The 23,069-nt window shown below is 71.3% G+C and carries 22 protein-coding genes and 1 pseudogene; 15 read left to right on the top strand and 8 right to left on the bottom strand.

Annotated features, from left to right (window positions below):
• The first annotated feature begins 34 nt into the window (after nucleotides 1-34).
• From ACFRIC_RS18425 to ACFRIC_RS18415, 3 genes are all read left to right on the top strand, one after another.
• On the top strand, nucleotides 35-790 hold the full coding sequence (locus tag ACFRIC_RS18425; RefSeq protein WP_382786734.1) for an SDR family NAD(P)-dependent oxidoreductase: 756 nt from the start codon (nucleotides 35-37) through the stop codon (nucleotides 788-790).
• Nucleotides 787-1,860: a threonine aldolase family protein gene (locus ACFRIC_RS18420; RefSeq protein ID WP_382786732.1), complete on the top strand. Its 1,074-nt coding sequence runs from the start codon at nucleotides 787-789 to the stop codon at nucleotides 1,858-1,860. The genes ACFRIC_RS18425 and ACFRIC_RS18420 overlap by 4 nt, the downstream gene beginning before the upstream one ends.
• Before the next feature lie 89 nt (nucleotides 1,861-1,949).
• Complete coding sequence (locus ACFRIC_RS18415; RefSeq protein WP_382786730.1) at nucleotides 1,950-2,522, top strand: transglutaminase domain-containing protein; 573 nt, start codon at nucleotides 1,950-1,952, stop codon at nucleotides 2,520-2,522.
• A 37-nt stretch (nucleotides 2,523-2,559) separates the two neighbouring features.
• Here ACFRIC_RS18415 and ACFRIC_RS18410 read toward each other — a convergent pair whose 3' ends face one another.
• Both ACFRIC_RS18410 and ACFRIC_RS18405 read right to left on the bottom strand, forming a co-directional pair.
• Nucleotides 2,560-3,288 (bottom strand): lysophospholipid acyltransferase family protein, encoded by a 729-nt coding sequence (locus ACFRIC_RS18410; RefSeq protein ID WP_382786727.1) that lies wholly within the window; start codon nucleotides 3,286-3,288, stop codon nucleotides 2,560-2,562.
• Nucleotides 3,289-3,473: 185 nt separating this feature from the next.
• Nucleotides 3,474-3,890, bottom strand: coding sequence for a DUF4395 domain-containing protein (locus ACFRIC_RS18405; protein ID WP_382786724.1), 417 nt, complete (start codon nucleotides 3,888-3,890; stop codon nucleotides 3,474-3,476).
• Nucleotides 3,891-3,965: 75 nt separating this feature from the next.
• On the opposite strand from ACFRIC_RS18405, the gene ACFRIC_RS18400 reads away from it, so the two are divergent.
• The 4 genes from ACFRIC_RS18400 to ACFRIC_RS18385 all read left to right on the top strand — a co-directional run bounded on the left by ACFRIC_RS18400 (nucleotide 3,966) and on the right by ACFRIC_RS18385 (nucleotide 7,210).
• Nucleotides 3,966-4,379: a TlpA family protein disulfide reductase gene (locus ACFRIC_RS18400; RefSeq protein ID WP_382786721.1), complete on the top strand. Its 414-nt coding sequence runs from the start codon at nucleotides 3,966-3,968 to the stop codon at nucleotides 4,377-4,379.
• Nucleotides 4,380-4,621: 242 nt separating this feature from the next.
• Nucleotides 4,622-5,131: a flavin reductase family protein gene (locus tag ACFRIC_RS18395; protein ID WP_382786718.1), complete on the top strand. Its 510-nt coding sequence runs from the start codon at nucleotides 4,622-4,624 to the stop codon at nucleotides 5,129-5,131.
• Nucleotides 5,132-5,362: 231 nt separating this feature from the next.
• Nucleotides 5,363-6,148: an electron transfer flavoprotein subunit beta/FixA family protein gene (locus ACFRIC_RS18390; protein WP_361680902.1), complete on the top strand. Its 786-nt coding sequence runs from the start codon at nucleotides 5,363-5,365 to the stop codon at nucleotides 6,146-6,148.
• Nucleotides 6,149-6,247: 99 nt separating this feature from the next.
• Nucleotides 6,248-7,210 (top strand): electron transfer flavoprotein subunit alpha/FixB family protein, encoded by a 963-nt coding sequence (locus tag ACFRIC_RS18385; RefSeq protein WP_361680899.1) that lies wholly within the window; start codon nucleotides 6,248-6,250, stop codon nucleotides 7,208-7,210.
• A gap of 78 nt (nucleotides 7,211-7,288) precedes the next feature.
• On the opposite strand, the gene ACFRIC_RS18380 is transcribed toward ACFRIC_RS18385, so the two are convergent.
• A complete protein-coding gene (locus ACFRIC_RS18380; protein WP_382786714.1) occupies nucleotides 7,289-8,188 on the bottom strand; it encodes an endonuclease/exonuclease/phosphatase family protein in 900 nt (299 codons plus the stop codon).
• Between the two features lie 217 nt (nucleotides 8,189-8,405).
• Here ACFRIC_RS18380 and ACFRIC_RS18375 point away from each other — a divergent pair, with 217 nt between their 5' ends.
• The gene (locus ACFRIC_RS18375) at nucleotides 8,406-9,710 is read left to right on the top strand and encodes a DUF6986 family protein (protein WP_382786712.1); all 1,305 of its coding nucleotides are present in this window, start codon (nucleotides 8,406-8,408) and stop codon (nucleotides 9,708-9,710) included.
• 986 nt (nucleotides 9,711-10,696) lie between these two features.
• Here the strand turns inward: ACFRIC_RS18375 and ACFRIC_RS18370 are convergent.
• Nucleotides 10,697-11,557: pseudogene (locus ACFRIC_RS18370) on the bottom strand (hypothetical protein); the annotation flags it as partial.
• Nucleotides 11,558-11,665: 108 nt separating this feature from the next.
• The gene (locus ACFRIC_RS18365) at nucleotides 11,666-12,748 is read right to left on the bottom strand and encodes a LacI family DNA-binding transcriptional regulator (RefSeq protein WP_382786709.1); all 1,083 of its coding nucleotides are present in this window, start codon (nucleotides 12,746-12,748) and stop codon (nucleotides 11,666-11,668) included.
• Between the two features lie 237 nt (nucleotides 12,749-12,985).
• Between ACFRIC_RS18365 and ACFRIC_RS18360 the strand changes: the two genes are divergently transcribed.
• The 3 genes from ACFRIC_RS18360 to ACFRIC_RS18350 all read left to right on the top strand — a co-directional run bounded on the left by ACFRIC_RS18360 (nucleotide 12,986) and on the right by ACFRIC_RS18350 (nucleotide 15,696).
• Nucleotides 12,986-13,939: an ROK family protein gene (locus ACFRIC_RS18360; RefSeq protein ID WP_382787234.1), complete on the top strand. Its 954-nt coding sequence runs from the start codon at nucleotides 12,986-12,988 to the stop codon at nucleotides 13,937-13,939.
• A 390-nt stretch (nucleotides 13,940-14,329) separates the two neighbouring features.
• Nucleotides 14,330-14,527 (top strand): hypothetical protein, encoded by a 198-nt coding sequence (locus ACFRIC_RS18355; RefSeq protein ID WP_382786707.1) that lies wholly within the window; start codon nucleotides 14,330-14,332, stop codon nucleotides 14,525-14,527.
• A gap of 128 nt (nucleotides 14,528-14,655) precedes the next feature.
• Nucleotides 14,656-15,696: an NUDIX domain-containing protein gene (locus tag ACFRIC_RS18350; RefSeq protein WP_382787232.1), complete on the top strand. Its 1,041-nt coding sequence runs from the start codon at nucleotides 14,656-14,658 to the stop codon at nucleotides 15,694-15,696.
• Nucleotides 15,697-16,015: 319 nt separating this feature from the next.
• Here ACFRIC_RS18350 and ACFRIC_RS18345 read toward each other — a convergent pair whose 3' ends face one another.
• Complete coding sequence (locus tag ACFRIC_RS18345; protein ID WP_382786704.1) at nucleotides 16,016-17,371, bottom strand: dipeptidase; 1,356 nt, start codon at nucleotides 17,369-17,371, stop codon at nucleotides 16,016-16,018.
• 176 nt (nucleotides 17,372-17,547) lie between these two features.
• Between ACFRIC_RS18345 and ACFRIC_RS18340 the strand changes: the two genes are divergently transcribed.
• Entirely contained in the window at nucleotides 17,548-18,804 is a 1,257-nt protein-coding gene (locus tag ACFRIC_RS18340) for a geranylgeranyl reductase family protein (protein WP_382786701.1), read from the top strand.
• Nucleotides 18,805-19,003: 199 nt separating this feature from the next.
• Here the strand turns inward: ACFRIC_RS18340 and ACFRIC_RS18335 are convergent, their stop codons facing one another.
• On the bottom strand, nucleotides 19,004-19,453 hold the full coding sequence (locus ACFRIC_RS18335; RefSeq protein ID WP_382786698.1) for a nitroreductase family deazaflavin-dependent oxidoreductase: 450 nt from the start codon (nucleotides 19,451-19,453) through the stop codon (nucleotides 19,004-19,006).
• A gap of 232 nt (nucleotides 19,454-19,685) precedes the next feature.
• Here ACFRIC_RS18335 and ACFRIC_RS18330 point away from each other — a divergent pair, with 232 nt between their 5' ends.
• The 3 genes from ACFRIC_RS18330 to ACFRIC_RS18320 all read left to right on the top strand — a co-directional run bounded on the left by ACFRIC_RS18330 (nucleotide 19,686) and on the right by ACFRIC_RS18320 (nucleotide 22,743).
• Entirely contained in the window at nucleotides 19,686-20,414 is a 729-nt protein-coding gene (locus ACFRIC_RS18330; RefSeq protein WP_382786695.1) for a TetR/AcrR family transcriptional regulator, read from the top strand.
• A 428-nt stretch (nucleotides 20,415-20,842) separates the two neighbouring features.
• Entirely contained in the window at nucleotides 20,843-22,081 is a 1,239-nt protein-coding gene (locus ACFRIC_RS18325; protein WP_382786692.1) for a sensor histidine kinase, read from the top strand.
• Nucleotides 22,078-22,743 carry a response regulator gene (locus ACFRIC_RS18320; protein WP_382786689.1) on the top strand — a complete coding sequence of 222 codons (666 nt, stop codon included), beginning with the start codon at nucleotides 22,078-22,080 and terminating at the stop codon, nucleotides 22,741-22,743. The genes ACFRIC_RS18325 and ACFRIC_RS18320 overlap by 4 nt, the downstream gene beginning before the upstream one ends.
• Here ACFRIC_RS18320 and ACFRIC_RS18315 read toward each other — a convergent pair.
• Nucleotides 22,704-23,051 (bottom strand): DUF6332 family protein, encoded by a 348-nt coding sequence (locus ACFRIC_RS18315; RefSeq protein ID WP_382786686.1) that lies wholly within the window; start codon nucleotides 23,049-23,051, stop codon nucleotides 22,704-22,706. The genes ACFRIC_RS18320 and ACFRIC_RS18315 overlap by 40 nt on opposite strands.
• Between the last annotated feature and the right edge of the window lie 18 nt (nucleotides 23,052-23,069).

Raw genomic sequence — 23,069 nt, 5'->3', positions numbered from 1 at the left:
CGGTAGCGAGAACATTGCTCAGGAGGCGAAGACCATGGGGAACGGGGCTCTCAGCGGTGCGGTGATCGCGGTGGCGGGCGCGGGTGGACCCGCCGGCCGGGCGGCGCTGCTCAGGCTGGCCGAAGCCGGCGCGACCGTCATCGGCGCGGACAACGACGCGGAGCGGCTGGCGGAGGCCGTCGACGCGGCCCGCTACGCGCACGGCGGCTCGACGGTCGTCGGCGACACCGTCGACCTGCTGGACCTCCAGTCCACGCGTGACTGGTCCGCGCGCATCCAGAAGGACTTCGGCCGGGTGGACGGGCTCGTCCACCTCGTCGGCGGCTGGCGCGGCAGCGAGACCTTCACCAAGACGGTCCTCGACGACTGGGACCTGCTCGAACTCCTGCTGATCCGCACGGTGCAGCACACCACGCTGGCCTTCCACGAGGCGCTGCAGGCCAGCGAGCGCGGCCGGTACGTCCTGATCAGCGCCGCGGGCGCGAGCAACCCCACCGCCGGCAACGCCGCCTACTCCGCGGCCAAGGCCGCCGCCGAGGCCTGGACCCTGGCCATGGCGGACTACTTCCGCAAGGCCGGCATCGCCGAGGGCGCCGACGGCGCGACCTCCGCCGCTGCCATCCTGGTCGTGAAGGCGTTGGTGCACGACGCGATGCGCGCCGAGCGACCGAACGCGAAGTTCGCGGGCTTCACGGACGTCACGGAACTGGCCGAGTCCATCGTCGGCGTCTGGGACAAGCCCGCCGCCGAAGTGAACGGAAAGCGCCTGTGGCTGACCGAGAAGCCGTGAACCCTCCGAAGACCGACGCCCGCCGTCATCACGACCCGGCCGTCCGCGGCTTCGCCAGCGACAACTACGCGGGGGCCCACCCCGAGGTGCTCGCCGCCCTGGCCCTGGCCAACGGCGGGCACCAGGTCGCCTACGGCGAGGACGCGTACACGGACAACCTCCAGACGATCATCCGCAGTCACTTCGGTGCCGGCGCGGAGGCCTTCCCGGTCTTCAACGGCACCGGCGCGAACGTGGTCGCGCTCCAGGCGGTCACCGACCGCTGGGGCGCGGTGATCTGCGCGGAGAGCGCGCACATCAACGTCGACGAGGGCGGCGCCCCCGAGCGCATGGGCGGCCTCAAGCTGCTCACGGTGCCCACGCCGGACGGCAAGCTCACGCCCGAACTGATCGACCGGCAGGCGTTCGGCTGGGACGACGAGCACCGCGCGATGCCGCAGGTCGTCTCGATCACCCAGAACACCGAACTGGGCACGCTCTACACGCCCGAGGAGATCCGCGCGATCTGCGACCACGCCCACGCGCACGGCATGAAGGTGCACCTGGACGGGTCCCGGATATCCAACGCGGCCGCCTCCTTGGACGTCCCGATGCGGACGTTCACCAACGCGGTCGGCGTGGACATCCTGTCCCTGGGCGGCACCAAGAACGGGGCGCTGTTCGGCGAGGCGGTCGTCGTCCTCAACCAGGACGCCGTCAGCCACATGAAGCACCTGCGCAAGCTGTCGATGCAGCTCGCCTCCAAGATGCGTTTCGTGTCGGTGCAGTTGGAGGCGCTGCTGGCCAAGGATCTGTGGCTGCGCAACGCCCGGCACGCCAACGAGATGGCCCAGCGCCTGGCCGAGGGCGTCCGCGCCGTGCACGGAGTGGAGATCCTCTACCCGGTCCAGGCCAACGCGGTCTTCGCGCGGCTCCCGCACGACGTCAGCCTGCGACTGCAGAAGCGCTTCCGCTTCTACTTCTGGGACGAGGCGGCGGGCGACGTCCGCTGGATGTGCGCCTTCGACACCACCGAGGACGACGTCGACGGGTTCGTCGCCGCGCTCAAGGAGGAGATGGCCCAGCAGTAGCGGGGCCGGCACCGAACAGAGTGCATAGATATGCGACCATCCGAAAAGTCATTGACTCTCGGGTGGTCGCATTCCTATGCTCTACGGGCATGGAGCTGATCCAGGAGACAAGCGACCTGTCCGCTTATCTGGCCGCCGACGAGGTGGTCGACCATCACCATCCACTCGTCCGCGAGACGGCCGCACGGCTCGCCAAGGGATCCGTCGACTCGTATGCCTATGCGCGGTCGGCGTTCGAATTCGTTCGGGACGCCATCCCTCACTCGATCGATTCCGGTGACCCGAGGGTCACCTGGCGTGCCTCCGACGTCCTGGAGCAGCGCACCGGCATCTGTCATGCCAAGGCGCACGCGCTCGCCGCGCTCCTGCGGGCCGAGGACATCCCCACCGCGTTCTGCTACCAGAGGTTCGAGGTGCTGCACGGGCTCGTGGCCGTACGCCTCGACGGCGCCTGGCACCGGCAGGACCCGCGGGGCAACAAGCCCGGGGTCGACGCCCATTTCTCGCTCGACGGCGAACGGCTCGCCTTCGCGCCCGACCCGGACCTCGGCGAGCAGGACTATCCGGGGCTGTACGCCGCACCGCACCCGGCCGTCATCGGCGCCATGAAAGCGGCCCCGGGCCGGGCGTCCCTGCTCAGGACGCTTCCCCTCGCGCTGTGAGGCGGGGAAGCGTCCCTCACGGTCGGAGGGGGAGGGGTCAGCGGGCCTCGGCCGCGCGCACCTCTTCGGGGGTCGGCGCGGTTCCGCCGAGGTGGGCCGGCATCCACCAGGTGTCATCCGGACCCTTGGGGCGTACGGGATAGGCGCGCTGGGCCGATTCGAGCAGCTCCTGGACCCGCTCGCGCAGCCGCCGCGTGATGGCGCCCGCGTACTGGTCCTTCGGGGCCTCCACCGGCTCGCCGACCCGGATGGTGATCGGGGTGTGGCTGCGCTTGAAGTTGCGCGGGTGGCCCTTGGTCCACAGCCGCTGCGTGCCCCACAGAGCCATGGGGATGAGCGGTACGCCGGCCTCCTGGGCCATGCGCGCTGCACCGGACTTGAAGCTCTTCAGGGTGAACGACTGCGAGATGGTCGCCTCGGGGAAGACGCCGACGATCTCACCGGAACGCAGCGACTCCAGCGCGTGCTGGTACGCCGTCTCGCCCTGGGCGCGGTCCACCGGGATGTGCTTCATGCCCCGCATCAGCGGACCGGAGATCTTGTGGCGGAAGACCGACTCCTTCGCCATGAAGCGCACCAGGCGCTTCTGCGGCAGAGCGGCCAGACCGTCGAAGATGAAGTCCAGGTAGCTGATGTGGTTGCTGACCAGCACGGCACCGCCCGAGCGCGGAATGTTCTCCGATCCCTGGCAGTCGATCTTGAGGTCCCACGCCTTGAACAGTGTCTGGGCGAGGCCGACGACGGGACGGTAGACAAGCTCTGCCATGGACGGGGTGGACCCTTCTCTCTGCCTGGGAAGGGGTCTCCCGGCGGGAAAGTTACGCTGCCGTAGGTTTACGGCAATGCGCAGATCGTGCCCGAAGAACGGACGGGTGGCCAGTCCTGGTGCCGGGTAGCGGCGAGATCCTCGTCACGTCGCCCCTTGATCCACCTCGGGGTTTTAACACGCCTTTACTTTGCGCGTACCGTCACACGCCGTACGAGCAGGTACATCTCACATCCGAGGCAGTACCCGAACGCCGCATTGAGAAACGCCGCCGCGAGGGCGCACGCGGTGGCCGCCGACCCGAGCCACCCCGGCCCCACGGTCCAGCCGATCAGACCCACCACCGCGAAGCCGAGCCCGACCGCCTGCGCGAACCGCGGCGGCTCCGGCGCCTCGAACTCGCTCGGCGGGCCGAGCCGCGGCCGTACGGCCTTCCTGAAGACCCAGCCGTACGGCGAGCGCGTCACGCCGCCCGCCGCGCCCAGCGCGAACGCCAGCGTCTGCCACGCCAGCAGCCAGACGCTCCCGGTGATCAGCGTGACCGCCAGCACGACCGCCGTCACCGCCGCGCCGAACCGCGGCCCTCTCGCATCGATGTCCATGAATCAAGCATTCCGCACGAACGACGCCTCCCGGCCCCGGGAATCTTTGCGGTCTCGTGAATGCTTGTGCATGTGATGAGCGGACTTGTGGTGTGCGTGGTGGTGCTCGCGGCGGCGAGCGTCTTCGGAGTGCTGCACCGGCGGCGGAGCGGGAGGGTGCGGGTGAGCGGGCGCGACGGAGGAAAGCGGCTCGGCGCGGCGGAGCTGGGGCAGGCCCTCGGGGAACGGGCCACGCTCCTGCAGTTCTCCAGCGCCTTCTGCGCCCCCTGCCGGGCCACCCGGCAGGTGCTGGGCGAGGTGGCCGGCATGGTCCCCGGCGTGTCGCACGTGGAGATCGACGCCGAGGACCACCTGGACCTCGTACGCGATCTCGGCATCCTCAAGACACCCACGGTGCTCGTGCTCGACGCCGACGGACTGATCGTGCGGCGCGCGGCGGGGCAGCCACGCAAGGCGGACGTCATCGCGGCGCTCGGCGAGGCCGTCTGACCGGTGGCGATCATGGTGAGGCATCTCCCACATGCGCGTACGCCCTTGACTGCGCCCGCCGCCTCTCGTCAGCCTGACCGTATGTCACCGCACAGCCTTCTCCCCGAGCTCGCCGACACGGACCCGCCCCGCACCGCGGGCGCGCGCGGTCCGGGCTGTTGACCGGCCAAGGACCGTCTCCCGCCCCCGGTTCCGCCCGAGCGGCGCGAACCTCACGCCGGCACTCGCAGAAGGACAGCTCCATGACGGCCACGCCCGGCCTCGGCACCCCACGGCCCGCATCACCCGATCTGCTGCGATCGGTGTTCCGGCGTCACGCGGCCGGTGTGGCCGTGATCACCGCCTCGGGTGCCCGCGGTCCCGTCGGCTTCACCGCCACCTCGCTCACCTCGGTCTCGGCCGAGCCCCCGGTCGTCTCCTTCGGCATCGGCACCGGCGCGTCGAGCTGGCCCGCGATATCCGAGGCCGGGCACGTCGGCGTCCACGTGCTCGGCGAACACCAGCGGGAGCTGGCCGCCACCTTCGCCCGCAGCGGCGCCGACCGGTTCGGCGCGCCCACCCGTTGGCGTAAGGGGCCCGAGGAAGTTCCCGTACTGGACGGCGTCCTGGCCTGGCTGGTGTGCCGTGTCGTGGCGCGGGTGCACGCCGGCGACCATCGGATCGTCCTGGCGGAGGTCGTGCTGGGCGATCACTCGGGCGCGGGCAGCCCCCTCCTGTACCACCAGGGGCGGTTCAACGGCCTGCGTGACTGAACCCGCAGGCCGGGGGCAGTGGGTTTGCTACTCACCGGTTCTACTCGCTGGTTACGCAGCGTTGCGAAGGTCACAGTCCAAAGCGCTTGCTTAGTGTGCGCCCACTGGGTGTACTGGTGAGTAATATTTCGTTCGGAGCGCGGGCCGCCCCGACCGGGATCGGCCGCTTCAGGCGCCTATGCTGCCTGAAAGAAGGCAGCCCAGAAATGACGATGCAGTAGGAGAGCCGGCGTGAGCTTGAGGATCGTTGTCACTGTGAAGTACGTGCCCGACGCCACTGGCGACCGGCACTTCGCCGATGACCTGACCGTCGACCGTGACGACGTGGACGGCCTGCTGTCCGAACTCGACGAGTACGCCGTCGAACAGGCGCTGCAGATCGCCGAGGACGCGGACGACGCCGAGATCACCGTGCTGACCGTCGGCCCCGAGGACGCCAAGGACGCGCTGCGCAAGGCGCTGTCCATGGGTGCCGACAAGGCCATCCACGTCGAGGACGACGACCTGCACGGCACCGACGCCGTCGGCACCTCGCTGGTGCTGGCCAAGGCGATCGAGAAGGCCGGCTTCGACCTGGTCGTCTCCGGCATGGCCTCCACCGACGGCACCGCGGGCATCGTCCCGGCGCTGCTGGCCGAGCGCCTCGGTGTCCCGCAGGTCACCCTGCTCTCCGAGGTCTCCGTCGAGGACGGCGTGGTCAAGGGCCGCCGTGACGGCGACACCGCCTCCGAGCAGCTCGAGGCCTCCCTCCCCGCGGTCGTGTCGGTCACCGACCAGTCGGGCGAGGCGCGTTACCCGTCCTTCAAGGGCATCATGGCCGCCAAGAAGAAGCCGGTGGAGTCCTGGGACCTGTCCGACCTCGACATCGAGGCGGACGAGGTCGGTCTCGAGGGTGCGTGGACCAAGGTCGACACCGCCACCGAGCGTCCGGCGCGCACCGCCGGCACGATCGTCAAGGACGAGGGCGAGGGCGGCAAGCAGCTCGCTGAGTTCCTCGCGGGCCAGAAGTTCATCTAGTCGCCGAGGGTCCGGGGCGTGCCTCCGGACCGTCTCCGCGGCCAAGGCCCACCCCGCTTACCGCCCCTCAGACTTCGCAATCCGCAGGAGAGCATTCCCATGGCTGAAGTTCTCGTCTACGTCGACCACGTGGACGGTGCCGTCCGCAAGCCCACCCTCGAACTGCTGACGCTGGCCCGCCGCATCGGCGAGCCCGTCGCCGTCGCCCTCGGCTCCGGCGCCGAGAACACCGCCGCCGCGCTCGCGGAGCACGGTGCGGTGAAGGTCCTCACGCACGACGCCGCCGAGTACGCCGACTACCTCGTCGTGCCGAAGGTGGACGCGCTCCAGGCCGCGTACGAGGCCGTCTCCCCGGCCGCCGTGCTCGTCCCGTCCTCCGCCGAGGGCAAGGAGATCGCGGCCCGCCTCGCGGTCCGCATCGGCTCGGGCATCATCACCGACGCCACCGACCTGGAGGCCGGTGACGAGGGTCCGGTGGCCACGCAGTCCGCGTTCGCCGCCTCCTTCACCACCAAGTCCCGTGTCTCCAAGGGCACCCCGGTCATCACGGTCAAGCCGAACTCGGCCGCCGTGGAGGCCGCCCCGGCCGCCGGCGCCGTCGAGGCCCTCGCGGTCACCTTCTCCGACAAGGCCACCGGCACCAAGGTCACGGCCCGCACCCCGCGCGAGTCGACCGGCCGTCCCGAGCTGACCGAGGCCGCGATCGTCGTCTCCGGCGGCCGTGGCGTCAACGGCGCCGAGAACTTCTCGGTCATCGAGAACCTCGCCGACTCGCTCGGTGCCGCCGTGGGCGCCTCGCGTGCCGCGGTCGACGCCGGCTGGTACCCGCACACCAACCAGGTCGGCCAGACCGGCAAGTCGGTGTCGCCGCAGCTCTACATCGCCTCCGGCATCTCCGGCGCCATCCAGCACCGCGCCGGCATGCAGACCTCGAAGACGATCGTCGCGATCAACAAGGACGCCGAGGCGCCGATCTTCGACCTGGTCGACTACGGAGTGGTCGGCGACCTCTTCGACGTCGTCCCGCAGCTCACCGAGGAGATCAAGTCCCGCAAGGGCTGATCCCCAAGCGCTGAGGAAGGCCCCCGCGACCGCACCGGTCGCGGGGGCCTTCGTCCGTCCCGGGGGTGGCGAGGCTCGTCATCCCAGGGTCAGTGAGGCCCGTACGGGCAGATGGTCGCTCGGGAACTGGCCGTGCAGCGAGAAGGTGTCGATCGACGCCCGGGCCACCTCGGTCCCGGGGCCCGCCAGGATCCAGTCGATGCGGTCGCCGTCCGGCGTCAGCGGGGCGTAGCCGTGGAAGGTCGCGTAGAGCGGGCTCCGTGAGGCGGCCGTGTCCCAGGTGTCCGTGAGTCCGGCGCCCAGCAGGATGTCGTAGACCTCGTTCCGGTGCGCATGCGCGTTGAAGTCCCCGGTGACCAGGCACGGCAGGGACGGATCGAACCGCGCGATCCGTTCGGCGACGAGCGCGGCGGCCCGTACGCGCGCGTACTGGCTCGCGTGGTCCAGGTGGGTGTTGAGAACGTGGAACTGCCGCCCGCCGTCCCGCAGATCGCGGAAGCGTACCCAGGTGGCGATGCGGGGGAGCGCGGCGCCCCAGGTGTTCGAGGCGATCACCCGGGGGGTGTCGGAGAGCCAGAACGTGTCGTGTGCCAGCGGGGCCAGGCGCCGGGTGTCGTAGTAGATCGCCACGGACTCGTCGCCGCTTCCGCCCTCCCTGCCGGTGCCGATCCACTTGTAGTGCGGCGCGAGGTCGGCCTCGATGTCGAGGAGTTGCTGGTAGAGGCCCTCCTGGGTGCCGATGACATGGGGCGACGTACGGCGCAGGAGTTCACGCATCACCGGACGGCGCACCGGCCAGCTGTTCGGCTCGACGTCGCTCGCGAAGCGCAGGTTGTAGGTCATGACGTCGAGACGGGGGCGGGGGCCGGGCCGCCGGGTGGCGGAGGCCCGGGCCTGGGTGAGCAGGGGCAGGACGACCGCGGCGGCCACCGCGTTTCTCAGCCCGGTGCGCCGGGTCACTCTCCTGGAGTCGGGCACGTGTGCTCCTTCGCTCGCGAGTCGGGACGGGGCGCGCACCACCGGAGGGGAACAAGGAACCGGGAAAGTCTGCCCCGGGAGACCGGGACGGGAGTGAACGCGGCGGGGCCGGGGCGTGTCCCGTGGTCCACGAGGGTGTTGACCCGCGGGAAGCCCGCCGGATAACTTCATTCAACAGATTGTTGATTCCGTACTGCGGAAAGCAGGAGGCTGTCGGATGGGTAAGGGTCAGCAGGACACGGTGACGACGAGCCTGTCGGGGGCCGTCACCGAAGCGATCGGCGCCTCCCTCGCCCCGGTCGACGCCGAACTGGAACGCCGCTATCCAGGAGACCCCGGCACCCGCCAGCCCGTCCATACCGTGTACGTCCCCGGCGACGCCTTCGCCGCCGACACCGTCCGCTCCTGGGGCGACCGTGCCCTCGCCGCCCTCGACGAACACGCCCCCGACGCCGCGACCTTCGCCGCCGTCCTCGGCCTCGCCGACGAACTCGCCGGACCCGTGTACGACCGCGTCCGGGCCAAGCTGGAACGCGAACCCGTCGAAGACCTGCGCGTCGACTTCGAGGACGGCTACGGCAGCCGCCCGGACGCCGAGGAGGACGCCACGGCGGCCCGCGCGGCCCGGATCGTCGCCGAGGCGTACGAGAACGGCACCGCGGCCCCGTACATGGGCATCCGCATGAAATGCATGGAAGCCGCGGTCCGCGACCGGGGCATCCGCACCCTCGACATCTTCCTGACGGGCCTGATGGAGGCCGGCGGCCTGCCCCACGGGCTCGTCCTCACCCTGCCCAAGGTGACGTACGCGCGGCAGGTCACCGCCATGGTCAGGCTCCTGGAGGAGTTCGAGAAGGCCCGCGGCCTGGAACCCGGCCGGATCGGCTTCGAGATCCAGATCGAGACCAGCCAGGCCATCCTCGCCACCGACGGCACGGCCACCGTCGCCCGGATGATCCAGGCCGCAGAGGGCCGCGCCACCGGACTGCACTACGGCACCTTCGACTACAGCGCCTGCCTCGGCGTCTCCGCCGCCCACCAGTCCAGCGACCACCCCGCCGCCGACCACGCCAAGGCGATCATGCAGGTCGCCGCCGCCGGCACCGGCGTACGCCTCTCGGACGGCTCCACCAACGTCCTGCCCGTCGGCCCCACCGAGAAGGTCCACGACGCCTGGCGCCTGCACTACGGCCTCACCCGCCGCGCCCTGACCCGCGCCTACTACCAGGGCTGGGACATGCACCCCGCCCACATCCCGACCCGCTACGCCGCCGTCTTCGCCTTCTACCGCGAAGGCTTCCGACAGGCCGCCGCCCGCCTCTCCCGCTACGCGGGCCACGCCCCCGGCGACGTCCTGGACGAACCCGCCACGGCCAAGGCCCTCAGCGGCTACCTCCTCCGAGGCCTGGACTGCGGCGCCCTGGACCCGGGCGAGGTCGCCCGGGAGTCGGGCCTGACCCGCCCCGAACTGGAGGGCTTCGCGGGGCCGCGACGGGGGGATCTGACGGGGGCGGGGCGGTAGCCGGTGCGCGGAGGCAGTGCCGGATCCGGATCCTAGGTCCGCCGGGACGTGATGCGCTTGGCGCGCTGATTGAGGCGGCTGCGCAGGCGTACGTTGACCACGAACCCCACGAGGAGAACCAGGACCGCGAGGCTGGTGGCCTGCCAGACCACACTGTTGAGCACGGTCACGACGCCGATGAAGGCGATGCCCAGGAGGAACACCATTTCCCGGAGTTCCTTCTTGAGCTGGTAGGAGCGACTGCACCTGATCCGCACGGTCGCCAGCCACTGACCGTCCAGCCCGAGGCCCGACCACAGCCTGCGGTCGAGGAACACCCAAGGGAGATCGGGAAAGGTGCCCAGGGCGTCGAGCGAGCTGGGATACCGGCTGGTCATGTCGCCGCCGTGCAGCTCCTTGCGGCGCTCCTGTACTTCCTCGCTGGTGCGGATGGCCTTGAGCTGGAGAACCGGCACGACGCCGTCCGCGCCGGGGAATCCTTCCAGGACGACTTCGTCCCCGCTGGAGACACCGAGCAGTTCGAGCGTCAGAGTGTCCAGGAGGCACACCTCCTGCTCGGCGCTGGCCCGGTCGCCGTCCTGCACACGGCAGGTCACGTAGTTGACGTGGCCGAAGAACGTCTCCTGCCAGCGTCGACGGGTCCGGGGCAGATGCGCGGCGCGCACGGTGACCGCCTCGCCCGGTTCGAGACCCACGCCGACCCGCAGCGAATGATCGACCTCGATCCGGCCCTCCTCCTGCGCGGGTATGTCGGGAGCCACGATCACGGTGGCGAGCGCGCCGAGCCGCTCGTGGCGGGCCTCGGGAATCTGGGCGTTCTGGACGACGGCGAACTGGGGGTCTCCCAGGGCGGCAGAGACCGCGCTCGATAAGCGGACCACTCCGGCACCGCGCTGGTCGAAGGAATCGGGGGTGCGCCCGGTGTGGAAGGCGCCGGTGGGCAGGGAGTTGGCCGGGCGGATGTCGTCGTACACGATGCGGGAGGGCTCGGCGGTGACGTACTGGCGCAGGCCGGAGTCCGTCACCCGCTCCTCGTCGGCGAACAGGCGCGTGCCCTTCTCACAGAGCTGCTCGTTGCCCCGTGCTCGCCTGCTGAACTCCTCGGGTGTCTCGCCGAACCACTCCCTCAACTGAGCCGACTCCGAGAGCAGGTCGGTGAGGAGACGGCGTTCCCCGAGGTGGGTTCGGGGCGCGCCCGTCCCGTCATGGATGACCCCGTACCGGTGCACGTACAGGTAGGCCGTGCCGAGCAGTTCCCCCGATGCCAGTTCCATGCGGAAGTCGTCGGACGGCAGCAGCACCCGGTCGTACTCGCCGCGGGGATCGGAGATCCCCTCGCTCGCGTCCACGATCTCCAACTGGGCGGCGTCGAGCCATGTGATGAACAGATCCCGCGACACGCCCGGCGCGTGGAAGGGTGACGACGAGACGTATCCCAGCGGACTCACGTACGCCGAGACACCGATCCCGATCCCCGTGACACGTGCCTTCACGATCGGAATCGTCGACGAGACGCCGGCCCCCTCCATCTTGTGGCGCAGTTGAGCGGGGCAGGCGTTGGAGCCGATGGAGATGACCGGAAAGCGGTCACCCACGAGGGTCTGGTTGGCGCTCATCAGGGCGTAGTTGAGAGGAACGGGAGCGCCTCCCGTGGCACCGCGGCGGAAGCCGTCGGGTGGCTGCTCCACCAGCCACTTGGCCAGACGCCGCTGCGGCTTCGGCGTCAGCCGCAGCAGACGGTTCTGGTGCAACAGCCCGGATTCAACGGGCCAGGCGCCTGGATAGCTGAGGGGATGTTCGCGTGGGGCCTCGGAGAGTCCGAGTGCTTCGAGCGTACGATCGTCCACTGTGCCGTCAGGCCTTTCGCCGTCGGATGGCTGCCCGGGGATGACGTGTGCGCGGTCATCGTAAGGAACCGGAAGCCGTCCTCATAGAGGGCCCGCTGCACGGCGCGCTCAATCCGCCGGAGGCAGTTCGCCCGAGCCGCGGGTGATCAGGCGGGTCGGGAGTTCGATGCGTTCGGGGGCGATGAGGTTGCCGTCGAGCTGGCGGAAGAGGCGTTCGGCGGCCGTGCGGCCCAGGGCCGCGGCGTCCTGGGCGACGACGGTGACGCCGGGCTCCAGGAGGTCGGCGAGCTCGATGTCGTCGAAGCCGACCAGGGCGACCGGGCGACCGCGCTCGGCGATGACACGCACGACGGTCACGGTGACACGGTTGTTGCCCGCGAAGACCGCCGTGACCGGGGAGGGGCCCGACAGCATGTCCTCGGCCGCCTTGCGCACCCGCTGCGGGTCGGTGACGCCGAGGGACATCCAGTCGTCCTCGACCGGTATCCCCGCGTCCTCCATCGCCGCCCGGTAGCCGCGCAGTCGCTCGGCCGCGGTGTGGATGCGCGGCATGTCGCCGATGAAGCCGATCCGCCGGTGGCCGTGGGCGATCAGGTGGGCGACACCGTCCCGGGCGCCGCCGAAGCTGTCCGACAGGACCACGTCGGCGTCGATCCGCCCCGCCGGGCGGTCCACGAAGACCGTGGCGACGCCCGCCTTCATCTCCGGCTCCAGATAGCGGTGGTCGTCGCCGGCCGGGATCACGACCAGCCCGTCCACCCGGCGCGCGCACAGCGCGAGGACCAGCTCCTGCTCGCGCTCCGGGTCCTCCGCGCTGGACCCGTTGATCAGCAGCGCCCCGTGCGCCCGCGCCACCTCCTCGACCGCGCGGCTCAGCGGACCGTAGAACGGGTCCGCCAGATCCTCCAGAACCAGCCCGATGCTCGCCGTACGGCCCTTGCGCAGCACCCGGGCGCTGTCGTTGCGGCGGAAGCCCAGCGCCTCGATGGCCTCCTGGACGCGCCGCTCCGTGTCCGGGGTGACCCCCGGCTCACTGTTGACCACGCGGGAGACCGTCTTCAGACCGACTCCCGCACGCGCCGCCACGTCCTTCATCGTCGGGCGGTTGCCGTAGCGGTTCTCGGATCGGCGGGCGGTCTCGGCCACGATGTGCTGTCCTGTCCTGTCGTCCACGGGGATGCGTAGGTCCATGGGGTTGTATGAGGATGTGGCGTCGAGCATAGAGCCTGGACAACGTTGTCAGATGCGGGAGACACTGTCCACCGCAATCTCCGGCCTGCGTCTTCCCCAGGGCGCACGGTCCCCGGGGTCCGTCGGCGCACTCCGCGCGGCGTACGACGGGGCCCGATCCCGAACCGTCCCCGGCCGGAGACCCGGACCCGCGGCGCGGCGGGCCCGTCACCACACCCCATGGGAGACCTGAAACTGATGCACACCGACCTCGTGGCCGCGCTCGACATCGGCGGCACCAAGATCGCCGGAGCGCTGGTGGACGGCCACGGCCGGATCGTCCTGCGCGCGCAGCGCCCGACGCCCGCCCAGGAGGACGGCGACACCGTGATGCGCGCCGTCGAGGACGTCATCGGTGAACTGGCGGTCTCCCCGCTGTGGAGCGGCGCCGGAGCCCTGGGCATCGGCAGCGCGGGCCCCGTGGACGCCTCCGCCGGCACGGTGAGCCCCGTCAACGTCCCCGGCTGGCGCGGCTACCCGCTGGTCGAGCGGGCCTCCGAGGCCGCCGGCGGACTGCCCGTCGAGCTGATCGGCGACGGCGTCGCGATCACCGCGGCCGAACACTGGCAGGGCGCCGCCCGCGGCCACGACAACGCGCTGTGCATGGTCGTCTCCACCGGCGTGGGCGGCGGGCTCGTCCTGAACGGTCAGCTCCACGCGGGCCCCACCGGAAACGCGGGCCACATCGGGCACATCAGCGTCGACCTGGACGGCGATCTCTGCCCCTGTGGCTCCCGGGGCTGCGTCGAGCGCATCGCCAGCGGCCCGAACATCGCCCGGCGCGCCCTGGAGGCGGGCTGGCGGCCCGGCCCCGACGGCGACACCTCGGCCGCCGCGGTCGCCGAGGCGGCCCGCGCCGGCGACCCGGTCGCCGTGGCCTCCTTCGAACGGGCCGCGCAGGCCCTCGCGGCGGGCATCGCCGCGACCGCGACCCTGGTCGAGATCGACATCGCCGTGATCGGCGGGGGAGTGGGCAAGGCCGGCGAGGTGCTCTTCGCGCCGCTGCGCCGGGCCCTGGCCGACTACGCGACGCTGTCCTTCGTCCGCCGCCTGACCGTGACGCCCGCCCTGATGGGGACCGACGCCGGGCTGGTCGGCGCGGCCGCGGCGGCACTCACCCGCCGCTCGCGGACGGCTACGGCACACGTCTGATCCTCCGGTCCCGGGTCGCTTCGTACACACGCGACCCGGGGGCGCCGACCGGCTCGGGGATTCCGCCGACCAACTCGGGGATTCCGCCGACCAGCTCAGATAGTTCGCCGGGCCTCAGCCGTCCGGTGGTGGGTCGGGGCCGTGCCGGTGCATCAGCCCGTCGCTGTTGGACGGAGATGCGGCGGTTAGTGGCGACGGGCATCGATGTACCGGCACGGCCCTTCGCGCCGGATTCCGGCTGCGGGTGCAGGAATCAGCTCCTCCGGTCCGCCTCTCGGGTACGTCAGGGGACCAGGTGGCACTCCTCACCCACCCGGCCGGATCGAGCGGACCGGATGAACGTGTCCGGTCCACCCGTGACTCCGTCCGGTCTGCGTAGTTGAACCGGGCATGAAGAAGCGCAGCATGCTCGCCATCGCCTCCCTGGCCACCGGGTTCGTCGTCGCGGCGATCACCCCGTCCCACGCCCTGAGCGGGGACGCCCTGAACGACCTGAACGTCAACGACACGCTCAGCTCGCTCGACCACACCGTCGGCACCGACAGCCTGGCGGTCGACGAGGGCGCCCTGGGCGGCCAGGAGAGCTGAAGGCCCCCGCGCCGCGCCGGTGTCCCCGTCACGGGGCACCGGCGTCGCCTTGTCGGCGCCCTCATCAGCGGCTGGTTTCCGTGGCAGGGTGGAGCGGGCAAGCCTCAGGGGGCCACAGAAGAGGGGGAATCGTGATCGTCTGGATCAACGGTGCGTTCGGTGCGGGAAAGACCAGCACCGCACGGGAACTGATCGAGCTGATCCCGAACAGCACGCTCTTCGACCCCGAGATCGTCGGGGCCACACTCACGCAGCTGCTCCCGGCCAAGCACCTCGCCGAGGTCGGCGACTTCCAGGACCTGCCGATCTGGCGCCGGCTCGTGGTCGACACCGCGGCCGCCCTGCTCGCCGAACTCGGCGGCGTCCTCGTCGTCCCCATGACCCTGCTGCGGCAGGAGTACCGCGACGAGATCTTCGGCGGCCTCGCCGCGCGCCGGATCCCCGTGCACCATGTGCTCCTCGCTCCGGCGGAAACGATCCTGCGGGAGCGAATAGCCGGGCGGGAGGTACCTCCGGACCTCCCCGACGGCGAGATGCGCGTCCGCCAGTGGTCCTACGACCACATCGAGCCCTACCGCGCCGCGCTCCCGTGGCTCACGGCCGACGCCCACCCGGTCGACACCAGCGCGCTCACCCCGTACGAGTCGGCCCTGCGCGTCGCCGAAGCCGTACGCACCGGCGAGGCGCCCGTGTGCGACATCGTGCAGACTCCCGAACCCACCGCGGAGACGGTCGCCGCCGGAGTGCTCCTCTTCGACGACGATGACCGGGTCCTGCTCGTCGACCCGACGTACAAGGCGGGATGGGAGTTCCCCGGCGGGGTCGTCGAGGCCGGTGAGGCCCCCGCCCGCGCCGGTATGCGCGAGGTAACCGAGGAGACCGGGATCACCCTCGACGAGGTGCCCACGCTGCTCGTCGTCGACTGGGAGACCCCCACACCGCCCGGCTACGGCGGTCTGCGGCTCCTCTTCGACGGCGGCCGCCTCGACGAACAGGCCGTACGAGGACTCCTGCTGCCGGGACCGGAACTGCGCGGCTGGCGGTTCGTCACCGAGCAGGAGGCGGCCGACCTGCTGCCACCCGTGCGCTACGAACGCCTCCGTTGGGCCCTGCGGGCCCGTGAGCGCGGCGCGGCGCTGTACCTGGAGGCCGGAGTGCCGCTCGGCTGACATCGCCGCTGCGAGCCACTCGTTCGGCCGCTCCGTACGGTCCTGTCGGCGGCCTGCTCCGCAGGGGTCTGCGTCGGCTGCTTCGTACGGCCCACCTGCCTGCGGCTGCGCCGCAGGGGCCTGCGTCGGCTGCTCCGTACGGACCCGCGTCGGCTGCTTCGTACGGACCCCGTAGCCGCTCTGTACGCGCCCGTGGCCCGGCGACGGTCGGAATTCGCGCGCCGTGATCCACCGGCCATGGAACGACCGGACATGGCAAGGGCCCTCGCTTGCGTGCGAGGGCCCTTGCCGCGTCGGGGGACGATCGGCTCTGGCCGGATCAGCTCGCCGCGTAGTTCCGCAGGAACAGCGCCTCCGCGACCGACAGACGCTCCAGTTCGTCCGGCGAGACGCTCTCGTTCACCGCGTGGATCTGCGCCTCCGGCTCGCTCAGACCGATGAGCAGGATCTCCGTGTCGGGGTACAGCGAGGCCAGCGTGTTGCACAGCGGGATCGAGCCGCCCATGCCCGCCGACTGCATCTCCTGGCCCGGGTAGGCGACCCCCATGGCCTCGGCCATCGACGCGTACGCGGGGCTGGAGGTGTCGGCGCGGAACGCCTGGCCCTGGCCGACACTCTCGGTGCGTACTCGCGCGCCCCACGGCGTGTGCGCCTCGATGTGCGCCTCCAGCAGCTTCGTCGCCCCGACGGCGTCGACGCCCGGCGGCACCCGCAGGCTGATCAGCGCACGGGCGCTCGCCTGCACCGACGGCGTCGCGCCGACGACCGGCGGGCAGTCGATCCCGAGCACCGTGACGGCCGGACGCGCCCAGACCCGGTCGGCGACGGTGCCGGAACCGATGAGCTCCACCCCGTCGAGCACCTTGGCGTCCTCACGGAACGCCTGCTCCTCGTACTGGAGGCCGTCCCACGCGGCCTCGCCCGCCAGGCCGTCCACGGTCGTCGAACCGTCCTTCGCCCGCAGCGAGTCCAGGACGCGGATCAGCGCCGCCAGCGCGTCGGGCGCGGCACCGCCGAACTGACCGGAGTGCAGGTTGCCTTCGAGGGTGTCCACCTGCACCCGTACGAGGGTCATGCCCCGCAGGGTCGCGGTGACCGTCGGCAGGCCCGCCCGGAAGTTGCCCGCGTCGCCGATGACGATGGTGTCGGCGGTCAGCAGCTCGGGGTGCGCCTCGGCGTACCGCTCGAGACCGCCGGTGCCCTGCTCCTCGGAACCCTCGACGATGACCTTGACGTGCACCGGAACGCCGCCGTTGGCCTTCAGGGCGCGCAGCGCCAGCAGATGCATGACGACACCGCCCTTGCAGTCGGCGCTGCCGCGTCCGTACCAGCGGCCGTCGCGCTCCACCAGCTCGAACGGAGGCGTCGTCCAGGCGGCTTCGTCCAGCGGCGGCTGCACGTCGTAGTGCGCGTACAGCAGGACCGTCTTCGCGCCCTCGGGGCCGGGCAGGTAGCCGTACACCGACTGCGTGCCGTCCGGGGTGTCGAGCAGCGCCACGTCCTGGAAGCCCTCGGAGCGCAGTGCGTCCGCGATCCAGTTGGCGGCACCCTCGCTCTCGCTCCTCGGATACTGGTCGAAGTCCGCCACCGACTTGAAAGCCACCAGCTCGGCGAGTTCCGCCTTCGCCCGCGGCATGAGCGAGGCGACGGTCTCGGCGACCGGATTCGACGACATGGGCACGCTCCTTGTAGGTGCGACGTTGTACTTCTATGTACAGATGATCGAGTGATGCGTACTGGTGTACAGGACGCATCCGTGGCAGATCCTCCCACAGCGGCCTGCGATGACGCCCGCCGTAGGATGCGGGGGACAGGTGCGGCAGACGGCTGGACTGGGAGCAGTAGACCAACGTGAGCAGCGAGAACTCTTCGGCGGACGACGAGCGGCGTGCGGCGGACGACGAACAGCAGGTGTGGGACGTCGTGGTCGTCGGCGGAGGGCCGGCGGGTGCCTCGGCCGCCTACGCGGCAGCGGTCGCGGGACGCAGCGTCCTGCTGCTGGAGAAGGCCGAACTGCCCCGCTACAAAACATGCGGCGGCGGCATCATCGGCCCCTCACGGGACGCCCTGCCCCCGGGCTTCGAACTGCCGTTCAGGGACCGGGTGCACGCGGTCACCTTCTCGATGGACGGCAAGTTCGCCCGCACGCGGCGGTCCCGGCACATGCTGTTCGGGCTCATCAACCGCCCGGAATTCGACCAGCAGCTCGTCGAGTTCGCGCAGAAGGCCGGCGCCGAACTGCGGACGGGGGCCACGGTCTCGCGCGTCGAGCAACACGGTTCGGCCGTGCCGGACCGGCGCACCGTGGCCGTGGTCCTGCAGGGTGGAGAAACCGTTCTGGCGCGCGCGGTCGTCGGTGCCGACGGCAGTGCCAGCCGGATAGGAGCCCACGTCGGTGTGAAGCTCGACCAGGTCGACCTCGGCCTGGAGGCCGAGATCCCGGTGCCGGAGACGGTCGCCGAGGACTGGCGGGGCCGTGTCCTGATCGACTGGGGCCCCATGCCCGGCAGTTACGGATGGGTCTTCCCCAAGGGCGACACGCTCACCGTCGGCGTGATCTCCGCGCGAGGCGAAGGCGCCGCCACCAAGCGGTACTTGGAGGACTTCATCGCCCGGCTCGGCCTCGCCGGCTTCGAACCGTCGATCTCCTCGGGCCACTTGACGCGCTGCCGCGCCGACGACTCGCCGCTGTCGCGCGGCCGGGTCCTCGTCTGCGGTGACGCGGCGGGACTGCTCGAACCCTGGACCCGTGAGGGCATCTCGTTCGCGCTGCGCTCCGGGCGCCTCGCGGGCGAGTGGGCCGTACGGATCGCCGAGGCGCACGACGCCGTGGACGCCCGCCGCCAGGCGCTGAACTACGCCTTCGCGATCAAGGCCGGGCTCGGTGTCGAGATGAGCGTCGGCAAGCGCCTGCTCGGAGCCTTCGAGCGTCGCCCCGGCATGTTCCACGCCGGGCTCACCGGACTGCGCCCGGTGTGGAAGGCCTTCACGGGAATCACCCGCGGCTCCACCACGCTCGGGGAAATCATCCGGACGCACCCGATGGTCGGGCGCGCTCTGACGAGCCTCGACCGCCGCCCCCAGACGGCGGAAGGCGCGGAGGACTAGCCGAGGGGCGGCGAGCTGAGGGGCAGCCGGCCGAGGGCCGAAGACCGCGAGCAGGCGAGCGGAACCCGAGCCTGTCCGACGATTCCCGACACGCCCGGAGACTGCCGGGGCGGACGGGAAGCGTCGGACGGCTCGGGGTTCACCGGGGTTCACGGGGTTCGTCGGGTTCATCGGGGTCCGGCAGAGGGCGCGGCCGGCGTCAGTGCTCGACGGTGATCCGGAAGACCGGGTGGTCGGGAGCGATGCGCCGCAGCTCCTCGTCGGACGAGTCGGGGCCCACGCCGCCGAAGAACACGCCGACCTCGGCCTTCCAGTGCTTGAGGTACGCGCGCAGGATCGACGCCTTGTCGTCGTCGGCCACCTCCACCGCCGTGAAGGTCTCCACCTTCTTGCCGAGGCGCAGCTCGCCCCCGCCGGCGGCCCGCATGTTGTGCGTCCACTGCACGTGACCGCGGGGTGCGACGAGGTACCGCTGACCGTCGAGGGTGAGCGGATTGACGGGGGTGGTCCGCCACTCACCGCTCTTGCGGCCCCGGACGGCCAGGACGCGCGAGCCGCGGAGGCTCAGACCGCGCTTGGTGATCCAGGCCACGGCACGGTTGAGGACGTTGACGGTGAACCAGCCGGGCTTCTGGACGTGTGTGGACACGGTGACCTCTCGGGGCGGGCGAGTTGATGAGAGCGCCGATCTGTTTTGTGAGCACCGCTCTCGCTTGAGGAGAGTCTGCATCGGATCGGTGATCCAATGCAAGAGCAGTGCTCTCGTTTTTGTGCGCCGATCTCTTTTGTGACGGGTGATCCCCTCGCGGAGCATCGATCCGTTTTCAGATCGCCGCTCTCGTTTGTGTGCACTGCTCTGAAAACGTGGGACACTGCACCGTATGAGTACCGCGCAAGGGGCACGCGCCCGAGCCAGGATCGAGGTCACGGCGGCCATCAAGGACGAGGCGCGCAGACAGCTCGCTGCCGAGGGTGCCGCCAAACTCTCGCTGCGGGCCGTCGCCCGCGAGCTGGGCATGGTCTCCTCCGCCCTCTACCGGTACTTCCCCAGCCGGGACGACCTGTTGACCGCGCTGATCATCGACGCCTACGACTCGCTGGGCGAGGCGGCCGAGTCGGCCCACGCCGAGGTGGCCGCCGCCGGACCCCGCGAGCGCTGGATCGCCGTGTGCGTGGCGGCGCGGCGCTGGGCGCTGGAGCATCCGCACGAGTACGCGCTCATCTACGGTTCGCCCGTCCCCGGGTACGTCGCGCCGCAGGAGACCGTTCCGGCCGCCTCCCGGGTCGGGCTGCTCCTGATCGGAGTCGTCCGGGACGCGTACCGGGGCAAGGGTGTGGCCCGTACGCCGCTGTCCGACGGCTTGAAGGCGGAGGCGCGGCGGATGGCCGCCGACCTCGCGCCCGATCTGCCGCCCGAGGTGGTGGTGGCGCTGGTGGCCTCGTGGGCGCAGCTCTACGGGCTGATCGGGTTCGAGCTGTTCGGCCAGTTCAACCGGGTCGTGGAGGACCGGGAGCCGTTCTTCCGGCATGCGGCGGGGCGGCTCGCGCAGGACGTGGGGCTGGTGTTCCCGGAGGCGGGTGGGCCCCCCGCGGGTCCGACTCCGGCGTAGGCGGGCTCTTCTCGGCGTGGGCCGGGCCGCGCGCTCGGTGCGGGGCGACTTCCGTCGGCGTAGGCGCTGCTCGGCGTGGACGGCCGCCCTGGGGGCGGACGACGCCTGCGTCGGCGTGAACGGTGCCTCCTCGGCGTCGACCGGGCCCTCCCCCCGGCGTGGCACCGCGCCCCCTCGGTGTGAACGTGCCCCTCCGGCGTCGACCGTGCCTCCCCCGGGAAGGACCGTGTCTCCCTCGGCGTGGTGCGTGCCGCCACCGGCGCGGGCGGGTCTCCTTGGCGTGGGGCGTGGTGCGTGGTGCGTGGTGCGTGGTGCGTGGGCCACCGGTGTCGGCCGGGTCTCGGTCGCCTCGTACTCCGTGGGGAGTACGGGTGATCACCTCGCCCGGCGGACGCCGCCGTCGCGGTCGGCCGTCTAGCGTGACGGCCATGGAAGAGCAGCACACACCCGCGGCGCGGACGTGGGGCGGTCCGTCGCGCTGGTGGCACGGGCCGCCCGGGTGGGACCGCCGGGACGACGAGGGGCGCCGCGCGCGCTGGCCCTGGCGTTCCACGCTGCTGCTCACCGCTTTCGTGTTGATCGGTTCCAACTTCGCCGCCCACGCCCAGCACGGCGACCGGCTCGCCCTGGACCCCTTCTCCCGGGCGCTTCTCCTGGTGGGCTCCGGCCTGCTGCTGTGGCGCCAGCGCCATCCCGTGGTCGTCGTGTTCGGAACGGCCGCGGTGGCCATGGTCTACGTGGCCGCCGGATATCCCTACGGGCCGGTCTTCCTCCCCGTGGCCGTTGGCTGCTTCAGCGCCGTGGTGGCCGGGCACCGCAAGGCGGCCTGGACGGCGCTCGGCCTGCTGTGGGCGGGGCATCTCGTGGTCGCCCACTGGCTGTACCGCCAACTGCCCCCGACGGGCGACCTCCCGCCCTCCTGGATGCAGGAGATCGGCATCGCCACCTGGGTCGTGGCGGTGGTGGCCCTGGCGGAGTTGGTGCGGGTGCGCCGCGAGCAGTGGAGCCGGGAACGGGCCGAGCGCGCGCAGGCGGCCCGGCGCCGCGCCGACGAGGAACGTCTGCGGATCGCGCGTGAACTGCACGACGTGCTGGCGCACAGCATCTCGGTGATCAACGTCCAGGCGGGCGTGGGGCTCGCGCTCCTCGACTCCGATCCCGAACAGGCGCGTACGGCACTCACCACCATCAAGGCGGCCAGCAAGGAGGCGCTCGGCGAGGTCCGGCAGGTGCTCGACACCCTGCGAGCGCCCGGGGAGGCGCCGCGCGCGCCCGCTCCCGGGCTCGACCGGCTTCCCGAACTGGTCGAGCAGGCGGCGAGCGCCGGTCTCACCGTCGAGATCGAGGGTGAGGTACCGGCGCCGGCGCCCGGCACCGACCTCGCCGCGTTCCGCATCGTCCAGGAAGCGCTCACCAATGTCGTACGGCATTCGGGGTCGCGCCGGGCACGGGTGCGGTTCGATCACGAGCGGGGCGTGCTGCGGCTGCGGATCGACGACGACGGTCCGGCCACCGGCGCGGACGCGGGTGGAAGTGGCAACGGGCTCGCGGGCATGCGGGAGCGGGCGGCCGCGCTGGGTGGCACGATCGAGGCCGGTCCACGCGACGACGGAGGGTTCCGGGTGCTGGCCGTACTGCCGTGGAAGGCCAAGGAGGAGAACCGGTGATCCGCGTCCTGCTCGCCGACGACCAGTCACTGGTCAGAGCCGGCTTCAAGGCCCTGCTCGACGCCCAGCCGGACATCGAGGTGGCCGGGGAGGCCGCCGACGGCGAGCAGGCGGTGCGGGCGGTCCGTGAACTGGTTCCGGACGTCGTCCTGATGGACATCCGGATGCCCGTGCTGGACGGCCTCGCCGCCACGCGCCGTATCACCGGCGACGCGGCGCTCGGGGACGTCAAGGTGGTCATGCTCACCACGTTCGAGCTGGACGAGTACGTCTTCGAGGCCATCCGCTCCGGTGCCTCCGGCTTCCTCGTCAAGGACACCGAGCCCGAGGAACTGCTGCGCGCGGTACGGGCGGTGGTCGAGGGCGACGCCCTGCTCTCGCCCGGGGTGACCCGTCGGCTGATCGCCGAGTTCGCGGCGCGCTCGAAGCAGCCGGAGTCGGTCGCGAGCCTGGCCGAACTCACCGAGCGCGAACGGGAGGTGATGGCGCTGGTCGGCATCGGCCTCTCGAACGAGGAGATCGCCCGCCGCCTGGTCGTCAGCCCGCTCACGGCCAAGACCCACGTCAGCCGGACGATGGTGAAACTGGGCGCCCGCGACCGCGCCCAACTGGTCGTACTCGCCTATGAGTCGGGCCTGGTACGACCGGGCTGGCTGGGCTGAGGGACGGCGTCTTCCCGGTGGAAGCGGAACAGTACGGTGGCCACCCGCAGCGCGAAGAGGGTGGTGGCCAGGGTGCCGCCAACGGTGACGAGCGCGTGCACTGTGGCGGACGACAGGTCCAGGAAGAGAGCGGGACCGGTGACCACCCCGAAGGCGACCGCTGCCACGAACGCGGCGCTGGCCAGGGCGTATCCGATCTCGACGGTCACGGCGTCGCGCCGTGCCTGATGCTGTGCATGGGTGTGTGGCGCCCGCGTCACGTCGGCACGGCTGCGGTAACCACCCGCGATTTCCCCGTTGTTGTTCATGGGCCGAGTCAACAGCCG

The organism is Streptomyces sp. NPDC056738, from assembly GCF_042790435.1.
Lineage (GTDB): Bacteria > Actinomycetota > Actinomycetes > Streptomycetales > Streptomycetaceae > Streptomyces.
This window is presented reverse-complemented; position numbering and strand designations above follow the sequence as displayed.